Origin of the sequence: Acetobacter sp., assembly GCF_022483985.1 — a bacterium.
Lineage (GTDB): Bacteria > Pseudomonadota > Alphaproteobacteria > Acetobacterales > Acetobacteraceae > Acetobacter.
Genome location: NZ_JAKVME010000001.1, coordinates 552588 through 578829, shown reverse-complemented (window position 1 = coordinate 578829; position 26242 = coordinate 552588). Strand labels below are relative to the sequence as shown.

At 57.9% G+C, this 26242-nt stretch carries 27 protein-coding genes; 12 read left to right on the top strand and 15 right to left on the bottom strand.

Features of this window, described 5'->3' with window-relative positions:
• Nucleotides 1-8 precede the first annotated feature (8 nt).
• Nucleotides 9-770, bottom strand: coding sequence for a septum site-determining protein MinC (gene minC / locus LKE90_RS02515; protein WP_291490674.1), 762 nt, complete (start codon nt 768-770; stop codon nt 9-11).
• A gap of 168 nt (nt 771-938) precedes the next feature.
• On the opposite strand from minC, the gene fzlA reads away from it, so the two are divergent.
• Entirely contained in the window at nt 939-1607 is a 669-nt protein-coding gene (gene fzlA / locus LKE90_RS02510; RefSeq protein ID WP_291490672.1) for an FtsZ-binding protein FzlA, read from the top strand.
• A 79-nt stretch (nt 1608-1686) separates the two neighbouring features.
• Here fzlA and LKE90_RS02505 read toward each other — a convergent pair whose 3' ends face one another.
• From LKE90_RS02505 to LKE90_RS02485, 5 genes are all read right to left on the bottom strand, one after another.
• Nucleotides 1687-2955: a cytosine deaminase gene (locus tag LKE90_RS02505; RefSeq protein WP_291500986.1), complete on the bottom strand. Its 1269-nt coding sequence runs from the start codon at nt 2953-2955 to the stop codon at nt 1687-1689.
• A gap of 44 nt (nt 2956-2999) precedes the next feature.
• The gene (locus LKE90_RS02500) at nt 3000-4361 is read right to left on the bottom strand and encodes a purine-cytosine permease family protein (protein ID WP_291491258.1); all 1362 of its coding nucleotides are present in this window, start codon (nt 4359-4361) and stop codon (nt 3000-3002) included.
• Between the two features lie 26 nt (nt 4362-4387).
• Complete coding sequence (locus LKE90_RS02495) at nt 4388-5431, bottom strand: isopenicillin N synthase family dioxygenase (protein WP_291491257.1); 1044 nt, start codon at nt 5429-5431, stop codon at nt 4388-4390.
• Between the two features lie 135 nt (nt 5432-5566).
• A complete protein-coding gene (locus tag LKE90_RS02490; protein WP_291491256.1) occupies nt 5567-6211 on the bottom strand; it encodes a nucleotidyltransferase family protein in 645 nt (214 codons plus the stop codon).
• Nucleotides 6208-7341 carry an XdhC family protein gene (locus LKE90_RS02485; protein WP_291491255.1) on the bottom strand — a complete coding sequence of 378 codons (1134 nt, stop codon included), beginning with the start codon at nt 7339-7341 and terminating at the stop codon, nt 6208-6210. Before LKE90_RS02485 ends, LKE90_RS02490 begins: the two co-directional genes overlap by 4 nt.
• A 188-nt stretch (nt 7342-7529) precedes the next feature.
• On the opposite strand from LKE90_RS02485, the gene LKE90_RS02480 reads away from it, so the two are divergent.
• The 6 genes from LKE90_RS02480 to LKE90_RS02455 all read left to right on the top strand — a co-directional run bounded on the left by LKE90_RS02480 (nt 7530) and on the right by LKE90_RS02455 (nt 12803).
• Nucleotides 7530-7940 carry a host attachment protein gene (locus tag LKE90_RS02480; protein WP_291491254.1) on the top strand — a complete coding sequence of 137 codons (411 nt, stop codon included), beginning with the start codon at nt 7530-7532 and terminating at the stop codon, nt 7938-7940.
• A 37-nt stretch (nt 7941-7977) separates the two neighbouring features.
• A complete protein-coding gene (locus LKE90_RS02475) occupies nt 7978-8646 on the top strand; it encodes an MBL fold metallo-hydrolase (RefSeq protein WP_291491253.1) in 669 nt (222 codons plus the stop codon).
• A gap of 73 nt (nt 8647-8719) precedes the next feature.
• The gene (locus tag LKE90_RS02470; protein ID WP_407066033.1) at nt 8720-9262 is read left to right on the top strand and encodes a DUF192 domain-containing protein; all 543 of its coding nucleotides are present in this window, start codon (nt 8720-8722) and stop codon (nt 9260-9262) included.
• Between the two features lie 49 nt (nt 9263-9311).
• On the top strand, nt 9312-10280 hold the full coding sequence (locus tag LKE90_RS02465; RefSeq protein ID WP_291491252.1) for an NAD-dependent epimerase/dehydratase family protein: 969 nt from the start codon (nt 9312-9314) through the stop codon (nt 10278-10280).
• 413 nt (nt 10281-10693) lie between these two features.
• A complete protein-coding gene (locus LKE90_RS02460) occupies nt 10694-11482 on the top strand; it encodes a CHAP domain-containing protein (protein ID WP_291491251.1) in 789 nt (262 codons plus the stop codon).
• Between the two features lie 358 nt (nt 11483-11840).
• Nucleotides 11841-12803, top strand: a complete 963-nt coding sequence (locus tag LKE90_RS02455; protein ID WP_291491250.1) for a hypothetical protein — start codon at nt 11841-11843, stop codon at nt 12801-12803.
• Nucleotides 12804-12900: 97 nt separating this feature from the next.
• Here LKE90_RS02455 and LKE90_RS02450 read toward each other — a convergent pair whose 3' ends face one another.
• Both LKE90_RS02450 and LKE90_RS02445 read right to left on the bottom strand, forming a co-directional pair.
• Nucleotides 12901-13551: a transglycosylase SLT domain-containing protein gene (locus LKE90_RS02450; protein WP_291491249.1), complete on the bottom strand. Its 651-nt coding sequence runs from the start codon at nt 13549-13551 to the stop codon at nt 12901-12903.
• Nucleotides 13552-13982: 431 nt separating this feature from the next.
• A complete protein-coding gene (locus LKE90_RS02445) occupies nt 13983-14186 on the bottom strand; it encodes a cold-shock protein (protein ID WP_291491248.1) in 204 nt (67 codons plus the stop codon).
• A gap of 175 nt (nt 14187-14361) precedes the next feature.
• On the opposite strand from LKE90_RS02445, the gene arsC reads away from it, so the two are divergent.
• Nucleotides 14362-14721, top strand: coding sequence for an arsenate reductase (glutaredoxin) (gene arsC / locus LKE90_RS02440; protein ID WP_291491247.1), 360 nt, complete (start codon nt 14362-14364; stop codon nt 14719-14721).
• Between the two features lie 34 nt (nt 14722-14755).
• Here arsC and LKE90_RS02435 read toward each other — a convergent pair whose 3' ends face one another.
• A complete protein-coding gene (locus LKE90_RS02435) occupies nt 14756-14881 on the bottom strand; it encodes a hypothetical protein (RefSeq protein WP_291491245.1) in 126 nt (41 codons plus the stop codon).
• Nucleotides 14882-14925: 44 nt separating this feature from the next.
• Entirely contained in the window at nt 14926-15378 is a 453-nt protein-coding gene (locus LKE90_RS02430; protein WP_407066040.1) for a flavin reductase, read from the bottom strand.
• 194 nt (nt 15379-15572) lie between these two features.
• Here LKE90_RS02430 and LKE90_RS02425 point away from each other — a divergent pair, with 194 nt between their 5' ends.
• A complete protein-coding gene (locus LKE90_RS02425; RefSeq protein ID WP_291491244.1) occupies nt 15573-16634 on the top strand; it encodes an enoyl-CoA hydratase/isomerase family protein in 1062 nt (353 codons plus the stop codon).
• On the opposite strand, the gene LKE90_RS02420 is transcribed toward LKE90_RS02425, so the two are convergent.
• Nucleotides 16628-16963, bottom strand: coding sequence for a hypothetical protein (locus tag LKE90_RS02420; RefSeq protein WP_291491243.1), 336 nt, complete (start codon nt 16961-16963; stop codon nt 16628-16630). The genes LKE90_RS02425 and LKE90_RS02420 overlap by 7 nt on opposite strands.
• A gap of 233 nt (nt 16964-17196) precedes the next feature.
• On the opposite strand from LKE90_RS02420, the gene LKE90_RS02415 reads away from it, so the two are divergent.
• The 3 genes from LKE90_RS02415 to der are packed head-to-tail and all read left to right on the top strand — an operon-like array spanning nt 17197 to nt 20885.
• Nucleotides 17197-17886 (top strand): hypothetical protein, encoded by a 690-nt coding sequence (locus LKE90_RS02415; protein WP_291491242.1) that lies wholly within the window; start codon nt 17197-17199, stop codon nt 17884-17886.
• A gap of 58 nt (nt 17887-17944) precedes the next feature.
• Nucleotides 17945-19333, top strand: coding sequence for a PQQ-binding-like beta-propeller repeat protein (locus LKE90_RS02410; protein ID WP_291491241.1), 1389 nt, complete (start codon nt 17945-17947; stop codon nt 19331-19333).
• Entirely contained in the window at nt 19326-20885 is a 1560-nt protein-coding gene (gene der, locus LKE90_RS02405) for a ribosome biogenesis GTPase Der (protein WP_291491240.1), read from the top strand. The genes LKE90_RS02410 and der overlap by 8 nt, the downstream gene beginning before the upstream one ends.
• Nucleotides 20886-21067: 182 nt before the next feature.
• Here der and LKE90_RS02400 read toward each other — a convergent pair whose 3' ends face one another.
• The 4 genes from LKE90_RS02400 to LKE90_RS02385 form a co-directional block, all read right to left on the bottom strand.
• Entirely contained in the window at nt 21068-21904 is an 837-nt protein-coding gene (locus LKE90_RS02400) for a hypothetical protein (protein ID WP_291491239.1), read from the bottom strand.
• A gap of 17 nt (nt 21905-21921) precedes the next feature.
• A complete protein-coding gene (locus LKE90_RS02395) occupies nt 21922-22170 on the bottom strand; it encodes a hypothetical protein (protein WP_291491238.1) in 249 nt (82 codons plus the stop codon).
• Between the two features lie 335 nt (nt 22171-22505).
• Complete coding sequence (locus LKE90_RS02390; protein WP_291491237.1) at nt 22506-24452, bottom strand: response regulator; 1947 nt, start codon at nt 24450-24452, stop codon at nt 22506-22508.
• Nucleotides 24449-26242 (bottom strand): ATP-binding protein, encoded by a 1794-nt coding sequence (locus LKE90_RS02385; protein ID WP_291491236.1) that lies wholly within the window; start codon nt 26240-26242, stop codon nt 24449-24451. Before LKE90_RS02385 ends, LKE90_RS02390 begins: the two co-directional genes overlap by 4 nt.

The window sequence follows — 26242 nt, the reverse complement described above, 5'->3', positions numbered from 1 at the left end:
AATACGCCTTACGTTAGAGGCTTAAGAGTAAGCACTTCGTCAACGAGTACGGCCTGCGATGGTTTTCCGATCAGATCCTGCGACATTTCTTCGGCAATCGCATAGAAGCCGTCAATGGCCAGCAGTTCAGGCTCCATCACCCGGGCGAATATCCGGGCTTCCGGACGACCCACCATCCCTGCAATGGCGCGTCCCCTGAGCGCTCCATAGACATGGATCGAGCCGCCGGCGGAGACTTCAGCGCCCGATGCGACCGAGCCGAGAATGATCACATCACCTTCCGCCCAGACAATATGCTGCCCGGAACGCACGGGATCTTCCACAATCAGTGCGCCGGGCGCGGGCTCAGGTTCATCGACGGAATCGGCAGGAATGTCTTCTTCGGCTGTCGAACGCCCGCCACTCAGCCCCTCAGGCCAGTTCCAGCCCGAGAAAACCTCTTCATCCCGATCCGCGCCCTCAATCCCGATAACGCGGATGCTGCGCTCCTCAAGCGAGGGCAACAGGTCGGCAAGACCCGGCGTGTCCAGCGGAACAAGCGTGAGATCGAGGATAATCGGCTTACCAGCGAAAAAACCGGCGGAGCGACCGATCTGATGGTCCAGAGCGACAAGCCAGATATCGAGCGGAGCTTCGGGCGTCAGCACCAGCGCAAGGAAGGAACGTCCACCGGCCCTGATGCGCGGCAGGCTTGCTGGATCGGCGGAAGCTGTAGATGACGTCACGATCTGGGGCTCGTTCCTGCTCTGAAAAATTGTCCGGCACGCCATCGTGCGGCCAGTTGATAACCGTAAGTCCGGTGGTAACACCTCGCCAATCAGCCGTCGAGACCGGACCTCCTCTGTCCACAGTCCTTCCCATCGGTTACGGATACGCGCACGCAAGCCACCCGCACGCGCCTACTGGCGCGTTGCGTGAGGATCGCCTAAAGCGGGCACATGCGAATCCTTCATCATTTTCCCCTGTCACCCTATTGCCGCAAAGTCCGGCTGACACTGGGTGAAAAACGTCTTCCGTTCGAGCCGCTGACAGAGCGCGTCTGGGAGAACCGTCCTGAATTCGCCCGCCTGAATCCAGCGCAGGAAGTGCCGGTTCTGGTGGAGGACAACGGGCTCGTGGTTCCGGATTCATCGGTGATCTGCGAATATCTGGAAGAAGCCTACCCAGACCCGTGCCTTCTTGGACGGACCCTCGCCGAACGCGTTGAGGTGCGTCGTCTGGTCGCGTGGTTCGACACGGTTTTCGCCCGTGACGTGACCCGCAAGCTGCTTGGCGAGAAAGTATTCAAACGCCTGAGCGGACGGGGCAACCCGGACGGCACCGCCCTGCGGGAAGGATATGCCAATATTCGTCCGCATCTGGACTATATCGGCCAACTCGCCGAGGCGCGGACCTGGCTCGCGGGTGGAACGCTGTCTCTGGCTGACTTCGCTGCCGCCGCGCATGTCTCCTGCCTCGACTTCATCGGTGATATCGACTGGAGCAAGCAGCCTGCAGCCCGTGAGTGGTATGCGCGCGTCAAGTCCCGCCCGTGCTTCCGTCCACTGCTGAACGACCGGGTGCCCGGCATGAACCCGCCGGACTACTACGCCAATCTGGATTTCTGAGAAAACGTCAGCTTTTTTCGGATTGTCCGGAAGATGGTCCGTATCGAAGGATGGAGCGGTGTTCACTCCATCCTCCGTGTCAGATGCGCGCCAGATCGACCGTCCGGTCCTCGGATAGCTTCAACTGGCTGAGACGCGGTGCTGTCCGTGAAATGATCCGGCCGTTTCTCAGCACATAGAGACGACAGGGGCGCAGCCGCAGCGCATCGAACACCGAGCAGGCCTGTAGAACAACGAGATCAGCCGGATTGCCGACCTTCAACCCGTAAGAGTCCAGTCCGAGAATACCCGCCGCCATATCGGTGACGCTGCTGAAACAGGCCGCCATCTCGCTCTCGCTGGTCATCTGCGCGGCGTGCAGTCCCATGGACGCCACGTCCAGCATGTCGTGACTGCCGAGGCGGTACCACGGGTCCATCACACAGTCATGACCGAACCCGACCGGCACGCCTGCACGCAGCAGTTCGGGAACGCGTGTCAGTCCCCTGCGTTTGGGGTAGGTATCGTAGCGCCCGGACAGCGTCATGTTGATCAGGGGGTTCGAAACCGCCGCAAGACCTGATTCCGCCATCAGCGCGATCAGTTTATCGACATACGCGTTATCCATGGAGTGCATCGAGGTCAGGTGGGAGCCTGTCACCCTGCCCTGCAATCCGTATGTTATCGCGCAGGCCGCCATCGTCTCGACATGACGCGAATTCGGATCGTCCGTTTCGTCACAATGCATGTCTATCGGCAGGCCACGGTCAGCCGCCAGCCGGAACAGCGCGTCGATCGACTCACCACCCTGAAGCGTCGTGCGTTCGTAATGGGGGATGCCGCCGACCAGATCGAGCCCCATGTCGAGCGCCCTGACCAGCAGGTCCGCTGCCCCCGCCATCCGGAAAAAGCCATCCTGTGGAAAGGCGACAAGCTGGATCGTCATCCACGGTTTCAGATCGTCCCGCAGGCGCACCAGCGCACGCACCGCTTTCAGGTCAGGGTCGCTGATATCAACGTGTGACCGAATGGCGAGCGTACCCTGCGAGATGGTCATCTCGCACAGCTTGCGGGCACGGGCGTAAATATCCTCTTCCGTCAGGTGGGGTTTTGTTTCCTTCCATATCTGAATGCCTTCCAGAAGGGTGCCGCTGGCATTGTGACGGATCAGGCCCGCTGTCAGTGTCGTATCAAGATGAAAATGGCTGTCCACGAAAGGCGGAGAGACAAGATAACCCTCCAGATCCAGCGTCTCGATAGCCTCGCCTGTAAACTGCGCTTCAATAGCAGCGATTTTTCCACCAGCGATGGCGATGTCCGCCCGGCTGCCATCGGGCAGAACGCCGTTTTTGAGAAGCAGGTCCATCATGTCAGAGTTTACCCGTTGCAGTCGTCATGAATGTTCTCATCGTATCAGGCATCCTGAAAACGGGCGACTGACACGCGCCGCTCACGCACACTCAACAGCGCGATCTGTCCCAGAGCAGCCATGAAGAATCCGAGGAGATAACCCACGTCCGCCCCCCCAAGCATCGCCGCGACAGGCCCGGTGTAGATTGGCGTCGAAGAGAACAGGCCGATTGTCAAAATCGTCACAACGACAAACAGTGTTGCGGAAGATGTCCAGCCGTGCAGTGTCTGCATCCGCAAGGGTTTCAGCGCAGCCGGACGGCAATACCAGTCCGCCAGCACGATCCCGCACCACGGCGCGATCCAATAAAGGGCGAGAAGCAGGTAATTTTCGTAGAGAGACACGAATGCTCCTTCACCCAGCACGGCAAGAAGATAACCCATGCCCGCCGTCACCACAGCGCTCAGCATGCGGTTGACATGCACGCCTCCGGAAATCAGCGCGTAGGCGGCGGTATTGTCGTTCGCGGCATTGATCGCGATGGAGGAAAACGCCACGGCAGCCAGAGCAACGGGTGCGAAAACACCAGACCAGTTCTGCAAGGCTGCAATGAGCGATCCCGGAGACGGGTCACTGATCGCAGCCCCGGTCAGCAAGCCGAACAGTTCCATGACGAAGGAGGAAAGGAATGTGCCACCGAAGGTCAGCCAAAATACCCGCGAAGAAGGTGTACCGGGCGGCACGTAGCGCGTGTAATCCGACGCATAGGCCGCCCATGCCATATTGAAACTGCTGACCGCGCCAATGCCGATCATGATATCGGCAAAACGCGGCGCAGCGACCGGCGTGACGGCGCCGTGCCCCGACGACTGGAAAACGGCGATCACACCGACAATCGCAAACGAAACCAGCAGGACCCAGCCGAGATATTTCTCAATTGCCTGCACAATGTCGTGGCCACCCATGCTCGCCAGCAACTGGGCGAATGCCAGAATCCCCAGAGCGAGCCAGAACGGCACGGCCAGACCGACCATTTTCAGCAGCAGAATGAAAGCCAACGCGGATGGCACGTTGTTGACCGCGTCCCAGCCGACGCAGTTCGCCCAGTTGATCAGGGACGGCAGGCGTTTCCCAATCCGGCCGAATGAGAAACGTGACGCTTCCATCTGGGGAAGTCCGGTTTCAGGCCCCATCACGGCGCAGAGCGCCACCGGCAGCGAGCCGAGGAGATTGCCGATCAGCAGAACTGCGAAACCGGTCCATCCCGGCAAACCAAGCACCACCACCAGAACACCGATAACCCATGCGGAAGGCGCAAGGTTGGGTGAGAAATGGCTCCAGAAAACCCGATCCACGCGGGTTGTCCGCAGATGGGTAGGCACGCGTTCCAGAACAGCCGCGCTACCGGTTTCCTCAACTTGCATGAGTATATGATCCTGCTTGAGAGAATTCAGACTTTTTCTGGCTGGGACTGACGATAGTCATACGTCTCGTCGAAACGGGAGAGAACGTAGTCTCCCGCCTTGATGGGCGGATAGAGCGGCGGATGGTCCGCATCCTGACAGGATGGCAGCGGGCTGATCACCGTGTCATAATCAGGCCCGAAGAAAAGCGGGATGGAGTAACGTTCTCTTCCTGACCTGTTGATGACACGATGCAGGGTCGAACAGAACAGATCATTGGTCCAGCGCGCCATCATGTCCCCGACATTGATGACGAACGTATCCGGAATGGGTGGCGCTTCCACCCACACGCCAGCCGCGTTCAGCACCTGAAGCGCTGAGTCACCGTTCTGGTTCAGGATTGTGAAACACTCATAATCCGAGTGCGCGCCGATGCCGATCTGCTTTTCGCTGACCACGACTTCCTGCGGCGGATAGCGAAGGATACGCATATGCGCGCAGGGTTTGCGGATCAGCGGCAGGAAGTAATCTTCCTCCAGTTCAAGGGCCAGAGCAAAAGCCCGAAACAGCACATGGCCCAGTTTCACAAGGCTTTTATAGCAGTCGAGCACGGCGGGTTTGAAACCGGACGGCTGCGTGGGCCAGAGATTGGGACCATACAGCGCCTTGCCCGCCAGCACGTCAGGATCATCGGCGGGAATATCACCGGCAAGGTCAAAAGCCTCATGCAGATCACCCTGCGAGTCAGGGTTGGTATTTTCTTCCAGCAGCGGCCCATAACCGCGATGGTTCGGTGAGTTCCTGAGATGGATAAGGCATTTTTCAGCCTCCGGCAGCGCGAAGAAAGCTTTGCTTTCTTCATAGCACCGGGCCAGCACATCCGGATTCACCCCGTGATTACGCACGTAGAAAAAGCCAACCTCAGTGCAGGCCTTGCGGACTGCGGCGCCAGTTTCCTGCCGTTCCGTCTCGTCCGGCGACATCATGCCCGCGAGATCAATGACCGGTATTTCCGTGAAGGCCGTACGCTGAACGTCCAGTCCTTCATCGCCAGTAATCCGGACACCATTTCCGGTCTGAACGACAGCCATCGGATGGGCCTCCCCGTTGAACGCAAACAAAAGGGCATCCTTCCTTTCAGGCGCCCCAGTCTGAAGCCATACCGGGATTCATTTCTTTTGTGCAATTATTTTTTAATCAGAAGAGCTTGCGTGACAGGGAACGTATCAGAAGCTTGCCGTCGCCCGCATTCGCGCAAACTCCTGCAACGCGTTCGGTGTATCGAAATCCGTCAATATGGACGGATCGGCGGCGACAGCCGCTTTTACCAATGTCGGGTCGGAGAGCAGGATCTTTCCGCCCCGGTCTCCCGTCAAAGTCAGCAGGGATGGAAAGCATCGGGCGCTCCACAGAACCGGATGCCCTCTCTGTCCCTGATATTCCGGCAGAACGACATCGACATCACCCTGATGAAAGCGATCGATCAGCGCATCAATAACCGGGCTGCCCACCAGAGGCATGTCACCAAGACAGACGAGACATCCGCCCGCCCGTTTCTCCATTGCCCATGCGATACCGACTTTCAGGGAGGCGGACAGTCCTTTATCGGCTGCGGCGGATATCCGGATATCCGCATGTTTACCGGAGCATGTTTCCCTTACAACCGCCTGAAGCGCACTCGTTATGTCAGACGCTGAAGGTGGGAGAACAACACAGAGCCCGGACACCTGACTGGCGCAGACTCCAGCAAGCGTGCGGGCAAGCATGGTCCGGCCATCCGCGTCTCTGGCGAGCAGCTTGTGCTGTGTCCCGGACCGGGACGACTGACCCGCCGCCAGAACGACAGCAACGACCTGGCCCGCTTGCGTCACGCCTCTACCTTTCGGGGCGACCACCAGCGGACATCTCTGGAAAGCGGAGCGTTCCGACGCACGGCGACGATATCCGCCATGATGGCAATCGCAATTTCCTCGACATCGACAGCGCCGATCGGCAGGCCGACCGGCCCCCTGATCCGGTCGCGTGACACCTCATCCACGCCTGCTTTACGCAACCGTTCCAGACGCGAGACATGCGTCGTGCGCGAGCCCAGAGCGCCGATATAGAAAGCCGGACCTTTCAGGGCCTCCACCAGAGCAGGGTCGTCCAGCTTGCTGTCATGGGTCAGCGTGACAATCGCCGTCATCCTGTCCGGTCTGGCCGCCGAAAGGGCGTCATCGGGCCAGTCGTCAATCAGCCTGATACCGGGGAAACGCTCCGGTGTCGCGAGACTGGTACGAGGATCAATGATGGTGACGTCATAGCCGGCGCTGGAGGCCATAGCGGCCAGAACCTGCGCGATGTGGACTGCCCCCACGATCAGCAGCCGGGGCGCGGGCATGAGCAGTTGCACAAACCAGTCCGGCGTCTCTGCGGGACTGACAGTTCCTCCCTCTTCTGCCGCGACCCGCCCCGTCATGACATCGACAATTGCAGGCGGCACCTTCCCTTCGGGACAGAAGAGCGGACCATCTCCGGCCAGTAGCGCGTGGCGTGAACCGTCCAGTAGCGCGTGGCGTGAACCGTCCAGCGCCGTGCCTATGGCGAGAGCCTCTCCCCTGACACGCCGATCAGCGATCCATGAGAGGAGTTCGGCAGGAAACGTGCCTTCCGGCGAAAACGGCGACCGCACCGCTTCAACCAACACGTCCAGACGTCCTCCGCAGGCCAACCCTACCGACCAGAGTCCCATCTCCTCCCCACCGTAGCTGCGGACGCAGGGCGGCGCACCGGCCATCACCTCTCTCGCGGTGGACATGACGTCGGCCTCGACACATCCGCCACTGACGGAGCCCTCGACACGCCCGCTGTCATCCATGACCATGACGCTGCCGAGCGGACGCGGCGAACGTCCACCGGTTCCTACGACCGTGGCGAAAGCGACCGCCCTGCCCTGCGCGAGCCACTCCCGAGCCAGAGCAAACGGGCAGGACAGTTTTATGGGGTGAGTAGAGCTGGGCATCTCCCTACCCTACAATGAATTCGGCGTTTCTTCACCTCGTCTCTGTGACAGGGCGGCGCTGACAGAAAGGGGGGTTGCCCCAAACCCCGAACAGGTCTCTATCTTGGCCCGAGATCCGAATCCCGGCGCGCTTCACCCGCGCGCCTCGCACTTTCGGACAACAACGTGCCAATCATGGAGCACACACGATGCCGAACAGTTTCGACGGACAAGTCATCTATATCGTTGCCGATGGCGGCAAGGCCCGCGTCCTTCAGCACAAGGACGGCCACATGCATGAAGTCTCCCACTTCGGAGCCGCTGAAATCGCAGGCTCTTCAGACAATGGTCGCGGTGATTTTTCCGTCTCCGACCATCACAAGGAAGAGTTCGGCAAACGCGTCGCCATATGGATGAACGACCAGCTTCATGGCGGCGGCAAGCCGGACGGTTTCGTTCTGGCGGCCCCGGCGAAGGTTCTCCACGTCATCCGTGACCATCTCGCCAAGCCGACACAGGCCAAGCTGATCAAGTCGATCGACAAGGATCTGACCAACATTCCGGTCATCGATCTGGCCTCCCACTTCGACATCCCGGAAACGGGCTGGAAGACCGTCTGAAGCCCTGCGTAACCTTATTCCAGACCAGAAGGACCATATGATGAGCGGCACAGGACGTCTGATTACGGAACGGCTTCCTGTAACGCCTTTCCATCAGAACTGTTCTCTGGTCTGGAACCCGGCGACGCACAGGGCCCTCGTGGTTGATCCGGGTGGGGACGCCGAGCGCATCCATGCCCGGATCAAAGAAGCCGGACTGACGGTGGACGCCATCCTTCTGACGCATGGTCATCTGGATCATGTCGGCGGCACCGTCGCCCTCAGAGCGCTTCTGGCCGACACGCAGACCGGCACGCCCGAGGTGATTGGCCCCACGATCCATGACGAATTCCTGCTGACCTCGGTCGAGGAGCAGGCCCGTCATTTCGGTCTGGCGAATCTCCGCAGCGTCAGCCCCGACCGATATACTGCCGATGGCGACACGCTCGATCTTCTCGGCCATCACTATCAGGTGCTGCATGTTCCCGGCCACACACCGGGCCACGTCGTGTTTTTCGACGCCGCCGAGCAGATTCTCTTCGCGGGCGACACACTGTTTCGCGGCACCATCGGACGCACCGACTTTTCCTATGGCGACAGCCGCCAACTGGTCGCAGCGATCCGCGAGAAGCTTCTTCCTCTCGGGGATGAAGTCGTCGTCGTGCCGGGACATGGCGCACCCACGAAAATCGGCGTGGAGCGGGTGAACAACCAGTTCCTTCAGTAAGACTTTATTTTCCCTCGTTCCCTATTCCCCTTTCCAGCCGTTCTCCAAAACGATCAGCAGAGGCGCATCATCAGTGAACCGTCAGACGTTTGGCACTCTTTTCCTGTCCCTTGCGCTTGCTTCAGGCGGACTTTCGCTGATCCTTCCGGCCTATGCCGATGACGCCGCATCCGGCGCTCCCACAGCGGCCCAGCCGCCGCTTCCGAAAGAAACGCTGACAATCACCTCGGATTCCGGGAAGCACGAGTTCACAGTGGAAAAGGCCACGACCCTGCGCGAGCAGCAGGTCGGCGAGATGTTCCGCACGACCCTGCCCGCTGATCAGGGCATGATCTTCCTCTGGAGCGCGCCACAGCAGAGCGACATGTGGATGGAGAACACCCTCGTCCCACTCGACATCGTTTTCATCGATGCGGACGGGCGCATCCAGTCCATCACCGAGAATGCCGTGCCGCAGAGTCTGGCGCGTATCAGCAGCCATGGTCCGGCCATGGCCACCCTCGAACTTCAGGGGGGCACGACAGCGAAGCTGGGGATTGTTGTCGGGGACAGGGTGACATCCGCATCGCTGGCCGCAAAGATGACGCCGCCAACTTCCGTGAAAAAACCTCACTGACCTTCATGACCACCCCGGCAGCACGTATCTCGTTCAGCAGGAGCATGCGGTGACAGTTCTGGTCACCGGGGCCGCCGGGTTTATTGGCTTCAGCACCTGCCTGCGTCTGCTGACGTCCGGAAAGCAGGTTATCGGGCTTGACAGTCTCAACAGCTATTACGATCCCGCGCTCAAGGGCGCACGCCTTGCCCAGCTCGCGGCTTTTCCGAATTTCACGTTCCGGAAAATCGACATTGCCGTCGATGACCTGCTGACAGTTTTCACCCCCTTCGAGCGACGCTCTCTGACCGAAATCCTGCATTTTGCGGCGCAGGCTGGCGTGCGTCATTCGGTCGCGATGCCGTTCGATTTTGCAGACGCCAATGTCCGGGGACAGGTCGCCGTTCTGGAGCTTGCCCGGCAGCTTCCCGCCTTGAGGCATATCGTATACGCCTCATCCTCCTCCGTTTACGGTCGCAACGCGGCGCTACCCTTCCGGGAAACAGACCGTGTGGACCAGCCCGGCTCCTTTTACGCGGTCTCCAAACGCGCCGCCGAGCTGACAGCGGAATGTTATCATCACCTCCATCAGCTTCCCCTGACTGGCCTGCGTTTTTTCACGGTCTATGGACCCTGGGGACGGCCTGACATGGCTTACTACCTATTCGCCAGAGCCATAAGGGAAGGACGCCCGGTCACGCTGTATGAAGGGGCCTCTCTCGGACGCGATTTCACCTTTATTGATGACGCGGTGGACGCCATCTGCGCGATCATGGAACTGCCGCCTTCCGACAAGGCGCGCATCCTGAATATCGGCAGCAATGTTCCTGAACCCGTGTCGCGGCTGATCGGCCTGCTCGAAAATTTTCTGGACCGGAAAGCGGACATCCGGCTCACTCCCCGTCCATCGGCGGATGTCGAATACACATGGGCTTCTCTTGAGCAGATTCAGAAACTGATCGACTGGCGTCCCGCTACATCGCTCGAAACCGGCCTGAAGCAGTTTTCACGCTGGTTTCTCAATTATCAGTACAACTGAAGCTCTTCACCCATATGCGGGTCTTGCACAAAAGGCTTGTCCGCTGTTTGCAGGATCTCTCCAGACAGCCATATCTGATGAAAAGACTGGACCAACGAGTTTCACAAAGCGCTGAAGACGCGGCTTTACTGTCCTTGATCCTGCCGACCATCAACAGGTTCCAGCGAATCAAATCCCAAAAGCCCTGTGTGTCTGTGCAAATATTAATGTCCATTAAATACATTATTAACCCGGAATAAGGCAAAAATTGATTTTTATTCACATATTGTAGGATTTAAATCCTATATTTCGCTATCCGCCTTATAAGATTGATAGGATCTGACTTTTATAGCCAGTAAGTGCGGCTCCGCCCCTTGTCAGATGCAAAGCAGCCTTGCTACGCACGATAGAGAGAAATTTGAGGGCTGCGCATTATGGATCTGCTGAGGACTTCTGGCTTCCGTCGTCTCGCTATGGCGACCCTCACAGTAGCGGCGACCAATGCACTGCTTCCCTCGGCGGGTCATGCCCGGACACGCCATGCCGCCACGAAAAACATCAGCCATCGCGTGCACAGCATCTCCTTCAATGTCGTGCAGCATGGCTACCACACCCATTATGCGCCCGCCTATTATGGTCGCTGGGTCCGGCACAACCACTACAGCAGCCATGTGATCCAGTGCGTGGCCTTCGCCAAGGCGGAATCCGCTGTTGAGATTCAGGGAAACGCACGTGACTGGTGGTACAACGCCGCCGGTCGTTATGCACGTGGCTCAGCCCCTGAAGTCGGAAGCGTCCTCAACTTCCGTCCGATCCGCCGCATGCCACTCGGTCATGTCGCTGTCGTGACCAGCGCTCTGAACAGCCGCGTCATCACCATCGACCAGTCTCACTGGGGCCAGAGCGGTATCAGCCGCAACGTCCGTGTCGTCGATGTTTCACCCGACAATGACTGGTCCGCTGTCCGCGTCGAACTGAACGGCCAGAAAGGATCATTCGGGTCGATTTATCCGACTTTCGGCTTCATCTATCCGCACAACGCAGGCGCATCTCCTGTCATGACCGCGTCTGCGGAGCGCATGACCCTCGCGGCCGACACCGGTTCGGAAGTTGCAGAAGCCCCCGAGGATGTCGGCACAATCGAGCAGAATTATCGTGCTCCCCGCCGTTTCCATCCGATGTTCCGCCATCACAAGGCTCCAAGGCACAAGGTCCACAAATAAGGGCCACAGACTGCTTGTTTAAAAAGAGAGGCCTACAGGGCCTCTTTTTTTATGGTGTTCATGCGGGCTGAAAAATACACGTCAGACCTTAAAACGCTCTCCCTGCTCGCACTCAGGGAAGAGGGGCCGCTCTCTCACAAGCGGATGTCGGGCTTCCTCCCACCTGCAAAGCATGACTGTTTTCCGGATCACAGGCTGTTCCTCAGTGTTGAAACTGACCAGCAGCCATTCGCAGAAAACAAAGTGACATTCTCTTAATAAGCTTTTGCACGCATATCCATTGCGAACAATTCTCAGTTGCAATACCCTGCCTGAAATCCTGTATGCGAATAAGGCTTCCCGTCTCATGAACACCGCAATGGAATTCACTGCTGAATGGCACCTCGAACGCTCCCGTCCGGAACAGCTTCTCTCCTACCTTGACCTTGCGCAGCCATTTGTCGGACAGATCAACAAGCTGATCGCCCGGTTTCGCGATGTCCATTTTCTCTGCGAACATGGCAGCAAGCCGGAAGCCCTGCTTCCTCTCCGCGATGCCCTCGCTTTCAATCTGGTCAAGATGTCCCGCTGGTGGAGCTTCGATTTCTGCCCACGCAGCATTCTGGAAATGCAGGCTCCCCGCTTTCTTGGATATGTAAAGGAACATCTACAGCGTTCCTGCAACGACGAAGCTCTCTACGACGTTTTTACCACACAGCGTTATCTTCACCCCGGCAGTCCTTCTGACGTGCTGATCGTTGGGCGTGACCCTGAACCTGATCTTTCACGCGTGCTCTACGGTGTCGATGGACAACGCCGGTTTCGGATCGGCTCCGAAACGCCTGACGGTTCTTCGCTCTGGCATAACAGCGCCTACTCCGATTTCGCTGGCGCATGGCTCGCCGCCCGTGCAGTGAAAGCGCGCGAAAGTGGTGATCGGGAAGCAGCACGCGATGCTTCACTGGCTCAGGCGGAACACGAACAGACCCGCTTGTGGCACCAGCGTTATTTCCATGCCTGCTGTGAACGGCATGTCATCACTCTCTATGCCGACGCCAAAAACCGTCTGCTCCTCCACAAAAGCGCCTTTGGACGAATGGAATCCGAAACCGTCATCAACAGTCTTGCTTTTCGTGTAGCGCGTTTTGCCGTTCACTCAGGCATGACGGTGACGGATCTGATCCGGGAAACAGCACCCGCCACCTCTCAACAAGAAGACAGTCTTGAGATTGAGCGACGGGCACGCACCCATGTCTTTACGTCCGTTGATGAAACGCGGCAGACCGTGCAACTCGCCGTCGTGGATCGCCTCGGCAGCTACCGTCCGCGTCATTGCTGCTGAAACGCAGGCGACAGGAACACGCAAGGAAGCCCTCCCACGCGATCACGCTGCTCATGCCCCACGAGTTCCGGACATAAGCCATATGCTGATCAGGTGATCACCTTCCGGTATCGGGTTCAAATACGGTGATCCCATAGGCGGAGGCTGTTTTTACCCAGCTTCGGCCATCATGCTGCAACGGAGGAACCTCTCCTTCCGGCGACGTGTAATATCCTGTCGCCCTCTGTCCGGAACGTCCTTCATATTTCCGGAACACGGCTTCCGCATAACGGCTTCCAGCCTGTGACGCCGCATGATAACGGGCGACCGCTTCGTGCCAGCTTCCCGTCCTTGCGTGAATATTTCTTAGGAAAAGACCAGCAGCCAGTCCATTGGTCACTGGATCAAAGCCGGCTTCAATCGATGGAAACGCATCGGAATGCCAGCCGAGATTGATCTGGAAACATCCGATATCAACATGCGGGCGGGAACCGAAAGCACCTGATTTCAGCATTGTCTTGACTGCATCAACCGCCAGATCCTGCCGGGAAAAGGAAACAGACAGTCCGTTTACATTGACGGCGAGAGGCTGGTTGTTGCTTTCAACCCGGGCAATCGCAACCAGCAGTCCCTGCGGGATATCCAGACTGTTTTCGACAAGGGCAGCCGCCCTGTCGCACGACATATCCGGCGACGCCTGCGCCTGACTCAGGCAGCCGGTCGTGACAAGCCATGTCATGGCAATCCAGAATGCAAAAGATTGGTTCATGAAATGAATATCGGACGGGTTATTTAGGATTTTATTAAAATGAACAAACCGGCCGTATTGTGCAGGCTTCATGTGTTATTCAGCCATCATCTGCATTCGGTTCCCTGTTCCGACACATCAGAACAGTCGGGAATGCACTCGAACTGAGCCCGTTCCCATTCACTCCACTCTGCTATCTATCCGAATTTGGCGGAACATCTTTCCATCCATTTGCATGACATCACCAGAAAGCACCCACCTGATCGCCTGTGACATTAAAAGCAATCAGGGCTGGAGTGTTGTTCGGGACGTGTCGGGCACGAGGCCCGTTTCGTCTCTGCCATGCGGCGAGCCAATATGAATATCATTGGCATGGCTGTCAGGCAGAGCGGCCATAAATCTGAGAGGATTTTCTCCTCGGATTCAGAAGAAAGCGGCCTTCAGGAAACGTGTCAGGCTTTCTGGAGATTTGTCGCAGCCATCTTGCCGCGATCTTCCGTCAGATCAAAATTGAGACGCTCGCCATCCGCAAGTCCCTGCCATCCGGCGGCCTGAACGGCAGTAATGTGGACGAAGACGTCCTTGTCGGAATCATCAGGTTTGATGAAGCCATATCCTTTGGTCACGTTGAACCATTTCACAGTGCCGGTCGACATAAACTGATCCTCTCGGGAAATCGGGGCTCTCAGCCCCTTTCCCGCACCATACCAAACCGACAATCAGAGACTGGCAAGAGAATTCTGCTTCGGTCTACACAAACACCTCTGGCCGGTTGACCGTAGCAGTCGGCAGACAGACATCTTTCCTTCTCACCATAAGCGGAAACGGACAATGCAAGCCACACTCTACCACAACCCGCGCTGCGGTACGTCCCGCAAGGTCCTGGATATTCTCAGCAGCCAGATTCCTGATCTGATCGTCGTCGATTATCTGAAAACACCGCCAGATCGCAGCACACTGCTTGATCTCGCCAAACGTCTGCCGACAGGCGCTGGCAGCCTGCTCAGGACCAAGGAACCACTGGCGACAGAACTCGGGCTCTTGGAAACAGGGGTGACAGAGGATCAGATTCTCGACGCGATCTTAGCCCATCCGATCCTGCTCAACCGACCGGTCGTTGTGACCTCGCTCGGTGCGCGCATCTGCCGTCCTGCGGAAATCGTGCAGGAAATACTGCCACCGACAGCCTGATCCTCAACTGTGGTCCCGGCAGCACACAGCGAAATCAGTTGGGCAGGGACCAGTCCAGCCACGCCATCAGCCCAATGAACACGACCAGACAGACGTGAGCAATCACAAGAACGCGGACGGTGATAACAGGCACTTCAGTTTTCGGACGACACGATGCCATGACTCGATCTTTCCTTGAAAATCCGGACTTCTGGGGTGGCTGGATCAGTTATGCGGCAGATGATGATAGGCACGGTTAAAGTAGACAAGCGCCGGAACAGGACTTCCCATTCTGACAGCCTGCACCTGCCCGAACAGCACGCTGTGGGTGCCGACCTCGACAATACGCTCGATACGACAGTCGAGTGAGGAAACAGCTTCCTCAAGAGCAGGCGCGCCGGTTTCCAGCGTCGTCCAGTGTCCTACGGCGAACCGCTCAATGGCGCTCAACGGACCAGCGAATCGGTCCGACAGATGCTCCTGAGCTGACGCCAGAACATTGACGCACATGGCCCCACCCTCATGGAACGCGTCCCGCGCACGACTCGCCCGCTTGAGACAGACAAGCAGGGTCGGCGGATCATCCGTCACCGAACAGACGGCAGAAGCCGTGAAACCGACCGGCTCAGCCAGTGTCCCCGTGGTAACAACAGTTACAGCGGCCCCGAGACGCGCCATGGCTTCCCGGAAGAGTGTTCCGTCAACGCTCAAAATTCTTCCCTTCTCTCACGCAGTCGTGCAGTCATGTCCCCCTTCATACAGTCTACCTCTTGGCGATTAAATGGCCCTTAGCGACTAAATGAATTGTCGCAGTCAGAGATAAACTCTCAATGAATGTGCACGCTCCAGAAACGTTGAGACAGAGACACCGTATGCAGGACACCATCAGCGCCATCCAGTGCACCCGCCACGGGCCTGTCGGGCGGATTACACTGGACAGACCCGGAAACCTCAATGCCGTTGACCGCGCCATGGCCGAGGCGATCATGGAGGTCCTCACCCAATGGCGCGACGATCCCGCCGTTGAAAGGGTTCTGCTGGACTCCTCGTCCAGCAAGGCTTTCTGCGCGGGAGGGGATATCAAGGCCCTCTATAGAAGTATTCAGGAAGACGGTCCCGAGGCCGCTCACGGGAACATGGTCGTCCCCTATCAGGCCATGCAGATGATCGCCGACTATCCCAAGCCGATCATCACCATCATGGACGGCATCACGATGGGCGGTGGCGTCGGGCTGGGGGCCCATGCCCGTCACCGGGTCGTCACGGAACGCTCGGTCCTCGCCATGCCTGAAAATCTGATCGGGTTGACGCCGGACGCAGGAGGCTCCTGGCTTCTGGCGGAAGCCCCGCGTTCCTACGGTCTGCGGTTTGCCCTGACCGGGGATCGAATGCTCGGTGCTCAGGCTGTCGCCATGGGCTTTGCCGACCATCTTGTTCCCTCCGAAAGCCTTGAGGCTCTGAAAGCGGCGCTGCTCGGCGACATCGCATCATCGGAGGAGACCATTCTCAGGCACTATGCAGAGATCAACCAGACAGCATCACTGGACGTTTCCTCAGAAGCGATCGGCAAGTGTTACGACGTGGAAGATCTGGGGCCACAGAAAGGACTGGCCCTACTGCTCTCGCGACTGGAAAGCTCGGATGAAGTCTGGGCTAAAACAGATTTGAGCCGTTTACTCAGCGTCTGCCCGTTCTCGCTTCATGTCACATGGCGGATGCAGCAGAGGCTCCACGCCAGACAGTTTTCGCGCGATGATGCCTTTGCCCTCGAAACAGAGCTGGTACTCCACATGATCTCCCGCCCTGATTTCTGTGAAGGCGTGCGGGCCAGAGTGATCGACAAGGACAATACACCAAGCTGGTCTCCGGCCTTATTATCAGACGTGAAGCCGGAGGATGTAGAGCGCTGCTTTAACGGTGGAGAGCTTCAGTAACTGTTCTGACTGGAAGGCGGGACATTTGTATAGGATTTGTTCAGCCGCACGGCATTCTGCTCCGGCGTGAGCCCTGTGGGGCCTTCCGCGACGGAACGGGCGACATTGGGCATGAGGTCCGGCCGGCTCCAGCAATCCACGCCGCTCCACCCCTGCGTGCAGTAAGGCTGCGGCGGAGGCGGCGTTTCCGGCGGGGAGCACCAGCCTGCCCCTTTCATCAGCTCGGACGTACTGCATGTCCGTCCCATGGCGAACGAGCCGATCTGCGGAACGGAACATGCCGTGAGCATCGGGAGAAGACAGAGGACAAGAAGGCGCGTGCTGTGCATGATCCTAGTGTCCTTCAATCGGGTGAATAAAGGCTTACCGTGTCCCTTCCCCATCCCGATTATCCGCCTGCCTGATTTCAGCTTGGGCGGCCTGTTCCGCGCACAGGTTTGCCGCGGGGCTGCCTCCCGGTTATTGTCCGGTCAGTTCTTGAAGTTGTGATGGAAACAGGCCGTGATTCCTCCGGAAAATCACGGTGCATCGCCGCTTTATCGAAAGGAGAGAGTGGGTTCCCGTGTCTGACGATATTTTCAGGGAAGTGGATGACGCCATGCGGATGGAACGCCTCCGTAAGAGTGCGCGTCGATTCGCGGGACTTGGTCTTGCCGGTCTTATCCTCATTGGCGCAGGAATCGGCGGCTGGGAATATTACCTCTCCAGCCTCCACAAGGATGCTCTGGCGAAATCCACAACCTATCTCGGCGCCCTGCGCGATCTGGGCTCGGACAGTTCAGTCGCGGGAACCAGCCTGCCGCTGACGCCAGCCCAGCAGAAAGCGCTGACGGCCCTGACGGAAGTCGGACAGGCCTCTCCTTCCGGTCTGGCGACACTGGCGCAGCTCCGTGAAGCCTCTTCCTACGCCACGCACGGCAAGACACAGGAAGCGCTCAGAATCTGGGACACCATCCAGCAGGATACGAAGCTGGACGCGACGCTGCGCCATGTGGCGACTCTTTTGTGGTGCCAGTGGCAGGTGGATAGCGGTGACATCGCCACCATCCGCTCCCGGCTCTCCCTGCTTTCCAACGAAAGCAAGCCCTTTGCTGCCCTCGCGAATGAACAGCTCGCGGTTCTCGATCTGCGGGCAGGTGACACTAAATCGGCCCGTGACCGTCTGACGCGCCTGCAACAGGATTTCAATGCACCGAACGGCGTGCGGATGCGTGCCGGCGGCCTGCTGCAAACACTCGATCAACAGGGATAAGCTCCCGGGGTCTAAAACGTCATTTCCTTCTTTCTACTCCGTCTGCCGAGAGCCTTTCATGCACCTGCCCCCTTCTGACAGCCGCCGCAGTTTTCTCCGCAAATTGCTGACCGGGGCCGCCCTTGTGCCGCTCGGAGGCTGCCATCTCTTTGAAGACGACAAGAAGCCGCTTGTCGTCGGACATCGCGTGCCGGTGCTCCCCGCCCACGGCGGACTGACCGTGACCAGAAGCAAGGAAGCCCTCACGCCGATCACCCTTCCGTCTCCCGTCGCCATGACCGAATGGCCGATGAGCGGACGGACACCCAGTCACGTAGGGACAAACTATGCGTGGGGCGGCCTGAAACGTCGCTGGACCCGCTCCATCGGTCAGGGGACATCCGCGCCGGATTTCCTGGCTTTCGCAGCCCTCGGCTCCAACGGTCAGAGCGTCCTGCAGGCCAGTCCGGTCATTCAGGGCGGACGTATCTTCACGCTTGATGCGGCGGGTGACGTCAGAGCCTTCACATGGCCGGGCATGAACCATCTCTGGACATTCAATCCAAAGCCGCACCGGATGAAGTCCAGCAATCTGGGCGGCGGACTGGGTGTAAACGGCGATACGCTCTATATTGTCGACGGCATCGCGGAGACCGTCGCGGTCGAAGTCGAAACCGGCAAGGTGAAATGGCGTGCAAACGTCGGCACACCCGGTCGCTCGGCCCCAACCATCGCAAAAAACCGTGTGTTTTTCAGCACGATCGACGCCCGCCTCTTCGCCCTCGACGCCACATCCGGACATCAGCTCTGGACATATGCCGCCAGCATGGCGCCGACCGTCATGTTCGGGGCCCCGGCTCCCGCTGTCGTGGACGGGATCGTGCTGGCCGGTTTCGGGTCCGGCGATATTGTCGCCCTGCGTGAGGAAAGCGGCGAAGTCGTCTGGAGTGACACGCTGGGCGCAGCCACCGGCATGTCGGCCGCGGGCGACTTTTCCTGCATCCGCAGCCTGCCCGTCATCCAGAACGGCACGGCCTATGCCATGAGTGTATCCGCTTCTCTCGTCGCCTTTGACATGAGATCGGGTCGGCGTCTGTGGGAACGGGCGGTCGCCGGCGCCTGCCCTCTTCTCGTGGTGCAGGACTGGCTGTATCTCATCACTCTGGATGGACAGGTTGCCTGTCTTGACCGCATTACCGGTCAGGTGCGCTGGATCACCCAGTTGCGCCAGTACAGCCGCGTTGACGCCCAAAAGGACGGCGTCGCCTGGACCGGGCCTGTTCTGGCGGACGGCAAGCTGCTCTGCGTCAGCACGCTCCCCGAAAACGGCATCGTTTCTCTCGACCCTGTGACAGGAAAAATCCTGTCCATCGACCCTCTCCCCGCGCCGACCTCGGTCGAGCCCATCTTCTCCGACGGACACATGCTGATCATCGATAACCGAGGCGACCTCAACTCCTATGGCTGATCGTCCACGCACAAAGTCCGGAAAGCGCGGACAGAAGCAGCTTCTGAGACCGGAAGCTCCCCTGCCCGCTTCCGGCCTGCCGACAGTGGTGATCGCCGGACGTCCGAATGTCGGCAAATCCACCCTGTATAACCGCCTGACCGGACGACGGAACGCGCTGGTCGCGGACTTCCCCGGCGTCACACGTGACCGCAAGGAAGGCGAGGCGCTGATGCGCGGTCGCACGATCCGTCTGATCGACACGGCGGGACTGGAAGCAGCGGCTCCGGACTCACTGTTCGGACGGATGCAGAACTCCTCAGCGCTGGCCGTGCAGCAGGCCGACCTTATCCTGTTCTGCATTGACGCCCGTGCCGGAATTACCCCTGCCGACCAGCATTTCGCCACATGGCTGCGCCGTCAGAACCGCAAGGTCCTGCTGGTCGCCAACAAGGCCGAAGGGCGCGCAGGCGCGGCTTCCGCGATGGAAGCTTTTTCTCTGGGGCTGGGTACGCCAATCGGCATTTCCGCCGAGCATGGCGAGGGTATTTCCGATCTGATGAGTGAGATCGTTGACGCCCTGCCGCAGAGCATCCTGCCGCCTATCGCTGAAGAAAAGCCTGTCAAAAAGAAACCCAAACCCAAGGCACCGGTCGAAGAGACGGTCAGCTTTGCCGCGCTGACCGGCGAAATTGACGAAGTGCCTGAAGAACTCGGCGAAGAAGCCGTTTTCATCGAGGACGAGACCGAAGAGCCGGGCATTCTGAAAATCGCCTTTGTCGGGCGTCCGAACGCCGGCAAATCGACGCTGATGAACCGCCTTCTCGGCGAGGAACGCATGATCACCGGGCCTGAACCCGGTCTGACCCGTGACTCGATTGCCGTCCTGCTGCGTGATGACCATGGCGAAGTGCAGATTGTCGATACGGCGGGCCTGCGGAAAAAGGCACGCGTTGAAGAACATCTGGAGAAGATGTCCACCTCCGCAACGATCGAGGCGCTCAAACGCGCCGAGGTCGTCGTTCTGGTCATCGACGCCACGCTTGGACTGCACGAGCAGGATCTCCAGATTGCCCGTCTGATCGAGCGTGAAGGCCGGGCCTGTGTTGTGGCGCTGAACAAATGGGACGCGGTGGAAGATCGCACTGCCACGCGTCAGGCGATTTACGACCGTATCCAGACCTCTCTGGCCCAGATGAAGGGAATCGAAGTCGTTTCCTTCTCCGGCAAGACCGGTGCGGGTGTGCAGAAACTGCTCCCCGCAGTCCGCCATACCGCCGAAATCTGGAACAGTCGCGTTCCGACCGGCGAACTGAACCGCTGGTTCGACATGATGCTGGAGCGTCATGCGCCACCGCTGGTTCAGGGCAGACGCCTGAAGCTGCGCTACATCACGCAGGTCAAAAGCCGCCCCCCGACCTTTCTGGTATTCGGCACCCGTGCCGAGCAACTGCCGGATGATTACAAGCGCTATCTGGTAAATGGCCTGCGTGAGACCTTCGGTCTGACCGGCGTGCCCATCCGGCTGCAACTACGAGGCACGAAAAACCCTTACGCGGACGAGCGGGATTGAGGCTGTCTTGCTTCCTCTGCCTGAATGTTGTTGGTGTTCAGGCAGAGGGGGGTGTTTTGTAGGCTTGATTTATTGGAGTGCGTGACTGCTTACGCCCTCATTCTGGACGCTTAAGTAAGTATTCGGCTTTTCGTAAAGCAGACATAAACCCCAAAATAAAAATCTGCGCGGTTCTCTCGCCGCTACATTGCTCCGGAAAAAAATTGCTCTTTTGTTCCGACCAGCGTTTTTATTCCCATGAACTCGAAAATAATTTTTGCCCGTGAAAGAAGCCGCTTGTCTTCTGTAACAAATATATCGCATGCTGATGCGTATTTTGTGTGTTCTATATCATACAAGGCACTTCTCTTTGCGCGCTCGCCCCTATCAACTTTGAAATTCATTACGTCTAGTATGTTGTGAAGAGTATAGAAACAATGATTTATGCTCTCAAAATCTCTGAATTTAGAAAAATCTTCTTTGTGCGGTGATGGAGAGTGACTCTTGCTTTCCTGAATAAGCTTAGAAAATTCTTCATCAGTTAAATCCATTAATACATTAGAAAGTCTATTATTTACCTCCTTTATCTCCTCTGAATCTGGATTCTTATTTGAATCTATGTTTGCTATTTTAATTTGTTCGACGACGCCGGTAGCATCTCTATCGGATTTGCACCTATCAATAACGCAGCCCAGTTCTTCTTTGAAAAATCTCATTGGCTCCTGTCCGCTTTTCGGTTGTATAGATAATCCATTTGTAAGATGAGATATTATGCTTATAATTCGATCTTTTTTGTCGCTTTGTTGCATTCTGAACATTTCTTCCGCATGGGCGGGACTATAAGCAAATTTGGTCTTACGATTTTTTTTACAAAAGGCGATCTCATCATCATTTAAATCAGAAAATACATTTTGGTCGAAGTAAACGACTGTTTTCGGCCTAAATACTCGAGTCCTTTTGAAGTGCTTCGGCCCTTGCCCAGACGATAATAGTGCGCGCACTTGAAATTCAGAAAGTGTCATTTTGTTGTCAACAATCATATTCTCTATCCTATCCGTCACTTCAATTTTGAGGCTATGTGGATAAGATTCATTATTTCCGGGTCTGTAATATCGAGACTATCATCTGGCATGTTTCCACCCGAGCGCAGTCCAACATCATTCCATCTCCCGTTGATGGAACCCATGGCCGGTGTGTCAATAATGCCTATGATGAAATCAGACTCGCACGGAGCGATTCCTGTAATTTTTACAGGCCATCCACCCGAAGATTTCGTAATAATCGGTTCAATGTTCAATATGACCATTCGCTCTTTCCTTATCCTTCGGTTGGTGGTCATTCATGCTTACTTTAGAAGTCTATTGCACAAATGGTAGATGGACGTGCTCTGCTTTTTGAGGTTTTTAGGACAGGACATGTGATTGGACTTACCAGCGCCGTGAAGCAAGTAAATATGGCGACACGGACGTCAATTTCTGTAGTCTAACGCTCGAAGTCCCGTACCTTCAGACGTTGCCTGAGTAGTCGATGCAGGGCATTTTCGTTTCGACCCGGTGAGCTGCATCGAGATTGGCGGAGACGCCCGCTTTATAAGACTTTCTAACCGAAACCAGACATTCCGTTGCCCCCCAAAGCAGCCTCCTACTTTACCGGAATAAGATCCTCCACACCAGACAGCAGCGCCTCCCGCGTGAAGGGTTTGGCCAGCACACGTGCATCCGGAGGCAGGATGGCGCGGTCAGCAAATCCCGTCACGAAAATCACGGCCAGATCGGGTCGCAGAACCGCGATCCGACGGGCGCATTCGTCCCCATTCATCTCCGGCATCAGCAAATCCATGACCACGAGGCCAATGTCCGGGCGGGAGCGAACCAGATCGAGGGCCTTCATTCCACTGTGGCATTCCAGAACCCTGAACCCCGCCTTGGCAAGAAAGCCCACAGTCACGGCGGCCACGGCAGGATCATCATCCACAACAAGGATACTGCGCTGATTGCCGTGGCTGTGATGCGTTTCCGTTGGTGCCGGCTGTATGGCTCCCGGGTTTCCGTCCCTGCTGATGGCGGGAAGCCAGAGCTCGATCGAGGTGCCGACGCCGGGATTGCTGGAAACCCTGACATCGCCGCCATTGCGCTGGACGAAACCGTACACCATCGGCAGTCCGAGTCCGATGCCGGAACCGACTGATTTTGTCGTGAAGAACGGCTCAAAAATACGGGCCTGTGTTTCCGGCGTCATGCCAACCCCACGATCGGCCACGGAAACGACAACATAATGGCCCGGGAGAAGGGGACGACCAGATCGCCCGACCACCGTGTTTTTCCGTTGATCTTCCGCACTCAGCGTCACGGCTTCAGCGGAAATGATGATTTCGCCGCCTTTCGGCTGGGCATCACGGGCGTTGAGGCACAGATTGACCAGAGCGACTTCCAGCAACGATGGATCGGTGGAGGCCTGCGGCAGTTCCTCATCGGGAAGTCTGAGCCGGACCGGAACAGCACGCGCGCCACCACCACCAACACTCTGCGCCAGAAGACCCTGCATCTGCCCCAGCAGTTTCGGCACATCCACCGGCCGACGGGCGAGATCACGCGGGCGACTGAAATCGAGCAGTTTCTGTGTCAGCACAGCCCCTCGACGGGCTGCATCCATCGCGTTGGTGAAGAGACGGCTGATATTGGGGTCGGTCGGCGGCTGCATATCCTGAACAAGCTCAAGGGAGCCCAGAATAGCCGTCAGAAGATTGTTGAAATCATGCGCGATGCCGCCAGCCAGTGTGCCGATGGCCTGCATCTTGTCAGCCTGACGCGCCCGTTTTTCCATTTCAATCAGGTCGGTGACATTCTGGTCGATCAGAACCGAAACCGGATGGACAGGCGATGAATCCGATGGGGGCGCGAGTTCAACCCTGGAAATCCTGTGCCAGCTTTCCCGGCCATCGGGACCAGTCCGCCTTACGCCCGGGAACTCATCAGTCGTCCGCAGGTCGCCAACGTTTCTTGTCTCTACAGGCACATCGCCAAGCAGGGCCGTTTCCGCCTGTCCGATGCACTCCTTCAATGGTCGCCCGAACGCTTCCGCCGCCAGCGCGTTCAGCCGCGTGATACGCCCTTCCGTATCGGTAATCGCAAGTCCTAATGGAAGATTATCGAAAAGACTCCTCAGCAGGGCCCGTTCCGTCGTCAGTTCACGACGCGTCCGGCAACCGGCAGCAGCTTCCCGCACCATGGCCAGCAGGCTGCCTGCCTCCCACGGTTTTGCGGCGTAAAAAGAGATTGCTCCGCGATTGAGCGCCGATACCACGGTATCCAGATCGGCATAGCCGGTCAGGAGAATTGTTCCTGCATCCGAGCTTTTGCGGGCTTCGGTGAGGAACATGTCACCCGTCATGTCGCGCATGCGCTGGTCAGAAATGATCACCGAAATATCGGGGTGATTCCGGAGAACCGTCAGGGCTTCCTGCGCGGAGGAAGCCTGAACGGTCACAAATTCGTCATCAAGCAGATCGGTGAGAGCAATCAGGATTTCCGGTTCGTCATCAACGATCAGAATCCTGTCCTGATGAATGCCGCCGGGTATCGTGCTCATGGCAACTCTCCCACAAGAAAAGCCGTTCCTTCCGCTGTATCCGGGTGCAGACAGGGGATCGCCACCGTGAAACAGGCCCCACCCATGGAGGATTTGGAGACCTCGATCGTCCCACCATGAGCCTGCACGATGCCGTATGCAGTAGCAAGGCCAAGGCCGGTGCCTTCACCAACGGGCTTTGTGGTGAAGAAGGGCTCGAACACCCGCTCGCGCATGAAAGGCGAAATACCCGGCCCGTTATCGCAGATGGAAATGACGTAGTGGGTCGCCGCTCCCTCCTCCGCATCGCTCAGGTCGGTGCTGATATTGATCAGGGGAATCCTCTGGTCGCCTTCCGGCAGGGAAAGCAGGGCATCGGCTGCATTGCTGATGATGTTCATGACAACCTGATGCACGAGCGCCACCTGACACCGGAGAACGGGCGGCGCATTGAATGAAAGATCGACCTTGATATTTTCAGAGAGTTTCGGAGACAGCAGCGCAAGGACAGTGTTGATCGCATCGGGGAGATTGACATCTTCAAATGCTCCCTGATCCAGTCTGGAAAAACGCCTCAGGCTGGAGACCAGATCCCGCATGCGTCCAAGACCGATTGAAGTGGCCCCAAGACGGTCCTGCCCTTTTTCAAGAAGCATCCTGACGTTTTCGACATCTCCCTTTTCCAGCGCCGACAATGCGCCTTCCAGCGTCCGGGAAACCGTGGCCTCATGCGCGATGACAAAAGCGAGGGGGTTATTGAATTCATGGGCTATACCGGCAACCAGTTCGCCGAGAGACGCCATCTTCGCTGACTGCACAAGGCGGGTCTGCGCCTCGATGAGCTTGCGGTTGGCTGCGCCGAGTTCGTCATTGGCCTGTTCCAGCGCATCCGCCAGAACCGTCTTGGCCCGTGCGCCCTCCATGGCGGCATCGCGTGCGGCGCGCTCAGCCTCGCTGCGCAGACTCTCATCGAGAATGGCCTTGCGATACAGCAGGCTGCGAACATGAAGAAGTAGAATCTCAGGACTGACTGACGATCCGACACAATCATCAACACCGGCTTCGTAGGCCGCGACTGCGCCGGTTTCCCCATCGCCTCCAAAGCCAAGCAGACGCGGTGGCGTGAGCGTGGTGGCGAACGAGGCATGACGCTGCCTGTCGAGCAGACGGCAGAAAGCCAGCCCATCGAATGTGCGAGAGGACAGGTCCACCACCACGCAGTCAACGGCGGGCAGCCAGAAATCCGGCGCTCCGGAAAGGGCGGAAGGATCAAGCAGGACCGTGTCCACGCCTTCTCCTTTCAGCAGGTCCACCACAGGTGGCGAGGTCTCTTCCTGAACAGCGTGTGCTGGCCAGTGTCGCAGGCAGCCATCGCTCATCATGGCGATTGCCACGGTAGGACGTCTGAACCGCTCCTGCATCATGGCCTGCGCGGTAATTTTCAGGCCACGCAACAGTGTTTCGATACGCAAGGCAAGAAAGGCCGGTGTCGCGGCGCGGGAGACACAGACATCAATCCCCGCTCTGAAAGCCTCGCCCATCATGGCTTCGTCATCGGTCAGCATGATGATGGGCAGGGAGCGTGTCAGCCTGTTGAGACGGAGATGGCGCGCCATCTTGCATCCCGTCATACCGGGCAAGGAAAATTCCGTAACAAGAATGGCGGGGGGCCACTGATCGAGACTATCAAGCGCCGCTTCCGCGTCTGCGACAACATTGACCTCATAGCCATGTCCGGTCAGTCCTGCCGAGAACCGATCCGTTGTCTCAGACTGTCCAACCAGAAGAACGAGGGGCTTGCGATTGCTCAT

Coding starts and splice junctions, on each gene's coding strand:
- LKE90_RS02420 (WP_291491243.1), bottom strand. CDS start 16,963: ATGCACAGCACGCGCCTTCTTGTCCTCTGTCTTCTCCCGATGCTCACG.
- fzlA (WP_291490672.1), top strand. CDS start 939: ATGCGAATCCTTCATCATTTTCCCCTGTCACCCTATTGCCGCAAAGTC.
- arsC (WP_291491247.1), top strand. CDS start 14,362: ATGCAAGCCACACTCTACCACAACCCGCGCTGCGGTACGTCCCGCAAG.
- LKE90_RS02460 (WP_291491251.1), top strand. CDS start 10,694: ATGGATCTGCTGAGGACTTCTGGCTTCCGTCGTCTCGCTATGGCGACC.
- minC (WP_291490674.1), bottom strand. CDS start 770: ATGGCGTGCCGGACAATTTTTCAGAGCAGGAACGAGCCCCAGATCGTG.
- LKE90_RS02385 (WP_291491236.1), bottom strand. CDS start 26,242: ATGAGCAATCGCAAGCCCCTCGTTCTTCTGGTTGGACAGTCTGAGACA.
- LKE90_RS02445 (WP_291491248.1), bottom strand. CDS start 14,186: ATGTCGACCGGCACTGTGAAATGGTTCAACGTGACCAAAGGATATGGC.
- LKE90_RS02455 (WP_291491250.1), top strand. CDS start 11,841: ATGGAATTCACTGCTGAATGGCACCTCGAACGCTCCCGTCCGGAACAG.
- der (WP_291491240.1), top strand. CDS start 19,326: ATGGCTGATCGTCCACGCACAAAGTCCGGAAAGCGCGGACAGAAGCAG.
- LKE90_RS02450 (WP_291491249.1), bottom strand. CDS start 13,551: ATGAACCAATCTTTTGCATTCTGGATTGCCATGACATGGCTTGTCACG.
- LKE90_RS02425 (WP_291491244.1), top strand. CDS start 15,573: ATGCAGGACACCATCAGCGCCATCCAGTGCACCCGCCACGGGCCTGTC.
- LKE90_RS02435 (WP_291491245.1), bottom strand. CDS start 14,881: ATGGCATCGTGTCGTCCGAAAACTGAAGTGCCTGTTATCACCGTCCGC.
- LKE90_RS02505 (WP_291500986.1), bottom strand. CDS start 2,955: ATGATGGACCTGCTTCTCAAAAACGGCGTTCTGCCCGATGGCAGCCGG.
- LKE90_RS02475 (WP_291491253.1), top strand. CDS start 7,978: ATGATGAGCGGCACAGGACGTCTGATTACGGAACGGCTTCCTGTAACG.
- LKE90_RS02495 (WP_291491257.1), bottom strand. CDS start 5,431: ATGGCTGTCGTTCAGACCGGAAATGGTGTCCGGATTACTGGCGATGAA.
- LKE90_RS02480 (WP_291491254.1), top strand. CDS start 7,530: ATGCCGAACAGTTTCGACGGACAAGTCATCTATATCGTTGCCGATGGC.
- LKE90_RS02410 (WP_291491241.1), top strand. CDS start 17,945: ATGCACCTGCCCCCTTCTGACAGCCGCCGCAGTTTTCTCCGCAAATTG.
- LKE90_RS02500 (WP_291491258.1), bottom strand. CDS start 4,361: ATGCAAGTTGAGGAAACCGGTAGCGCGGCTGTTCTGGAACGCGTGCCT.
- LKE90_RS02430 (WP_407066040.1), bottom strand. CDS start 15,378: ATGGCGCGTCTCGGGGCCGCTGTAACTGTTGTTACCACGGGGACACTG.
- LKE90_RS02400 (WP_291491239.1), bottom strand. CDS start 21,904: ATGATTGTTGACAACAAAATGACACTTTCTGAATTTCAAGTGCGCGCA.
- LKE90_RS02395 (WP_291491238.1), bottom strand. CDS start 22,170: ATGGTCATATTGAACATTGAACCGATTATTACGAAATCTTCGGGTGGA.
- LKE90_RS02485 (WP_291491255.1), bottom strand. CDS start 7,341: ATGCCCAGCTCTACTCACCCCATAAAACTGTCCTGCCCGTTTGCTCTG.
- LKE90_RS02390 (WP_291491237.1), bottom strand. CDS start 24,452: ATGAGCACGATACCCGGCGGCATTCATCAGGACAGGATTCTGATCGTT.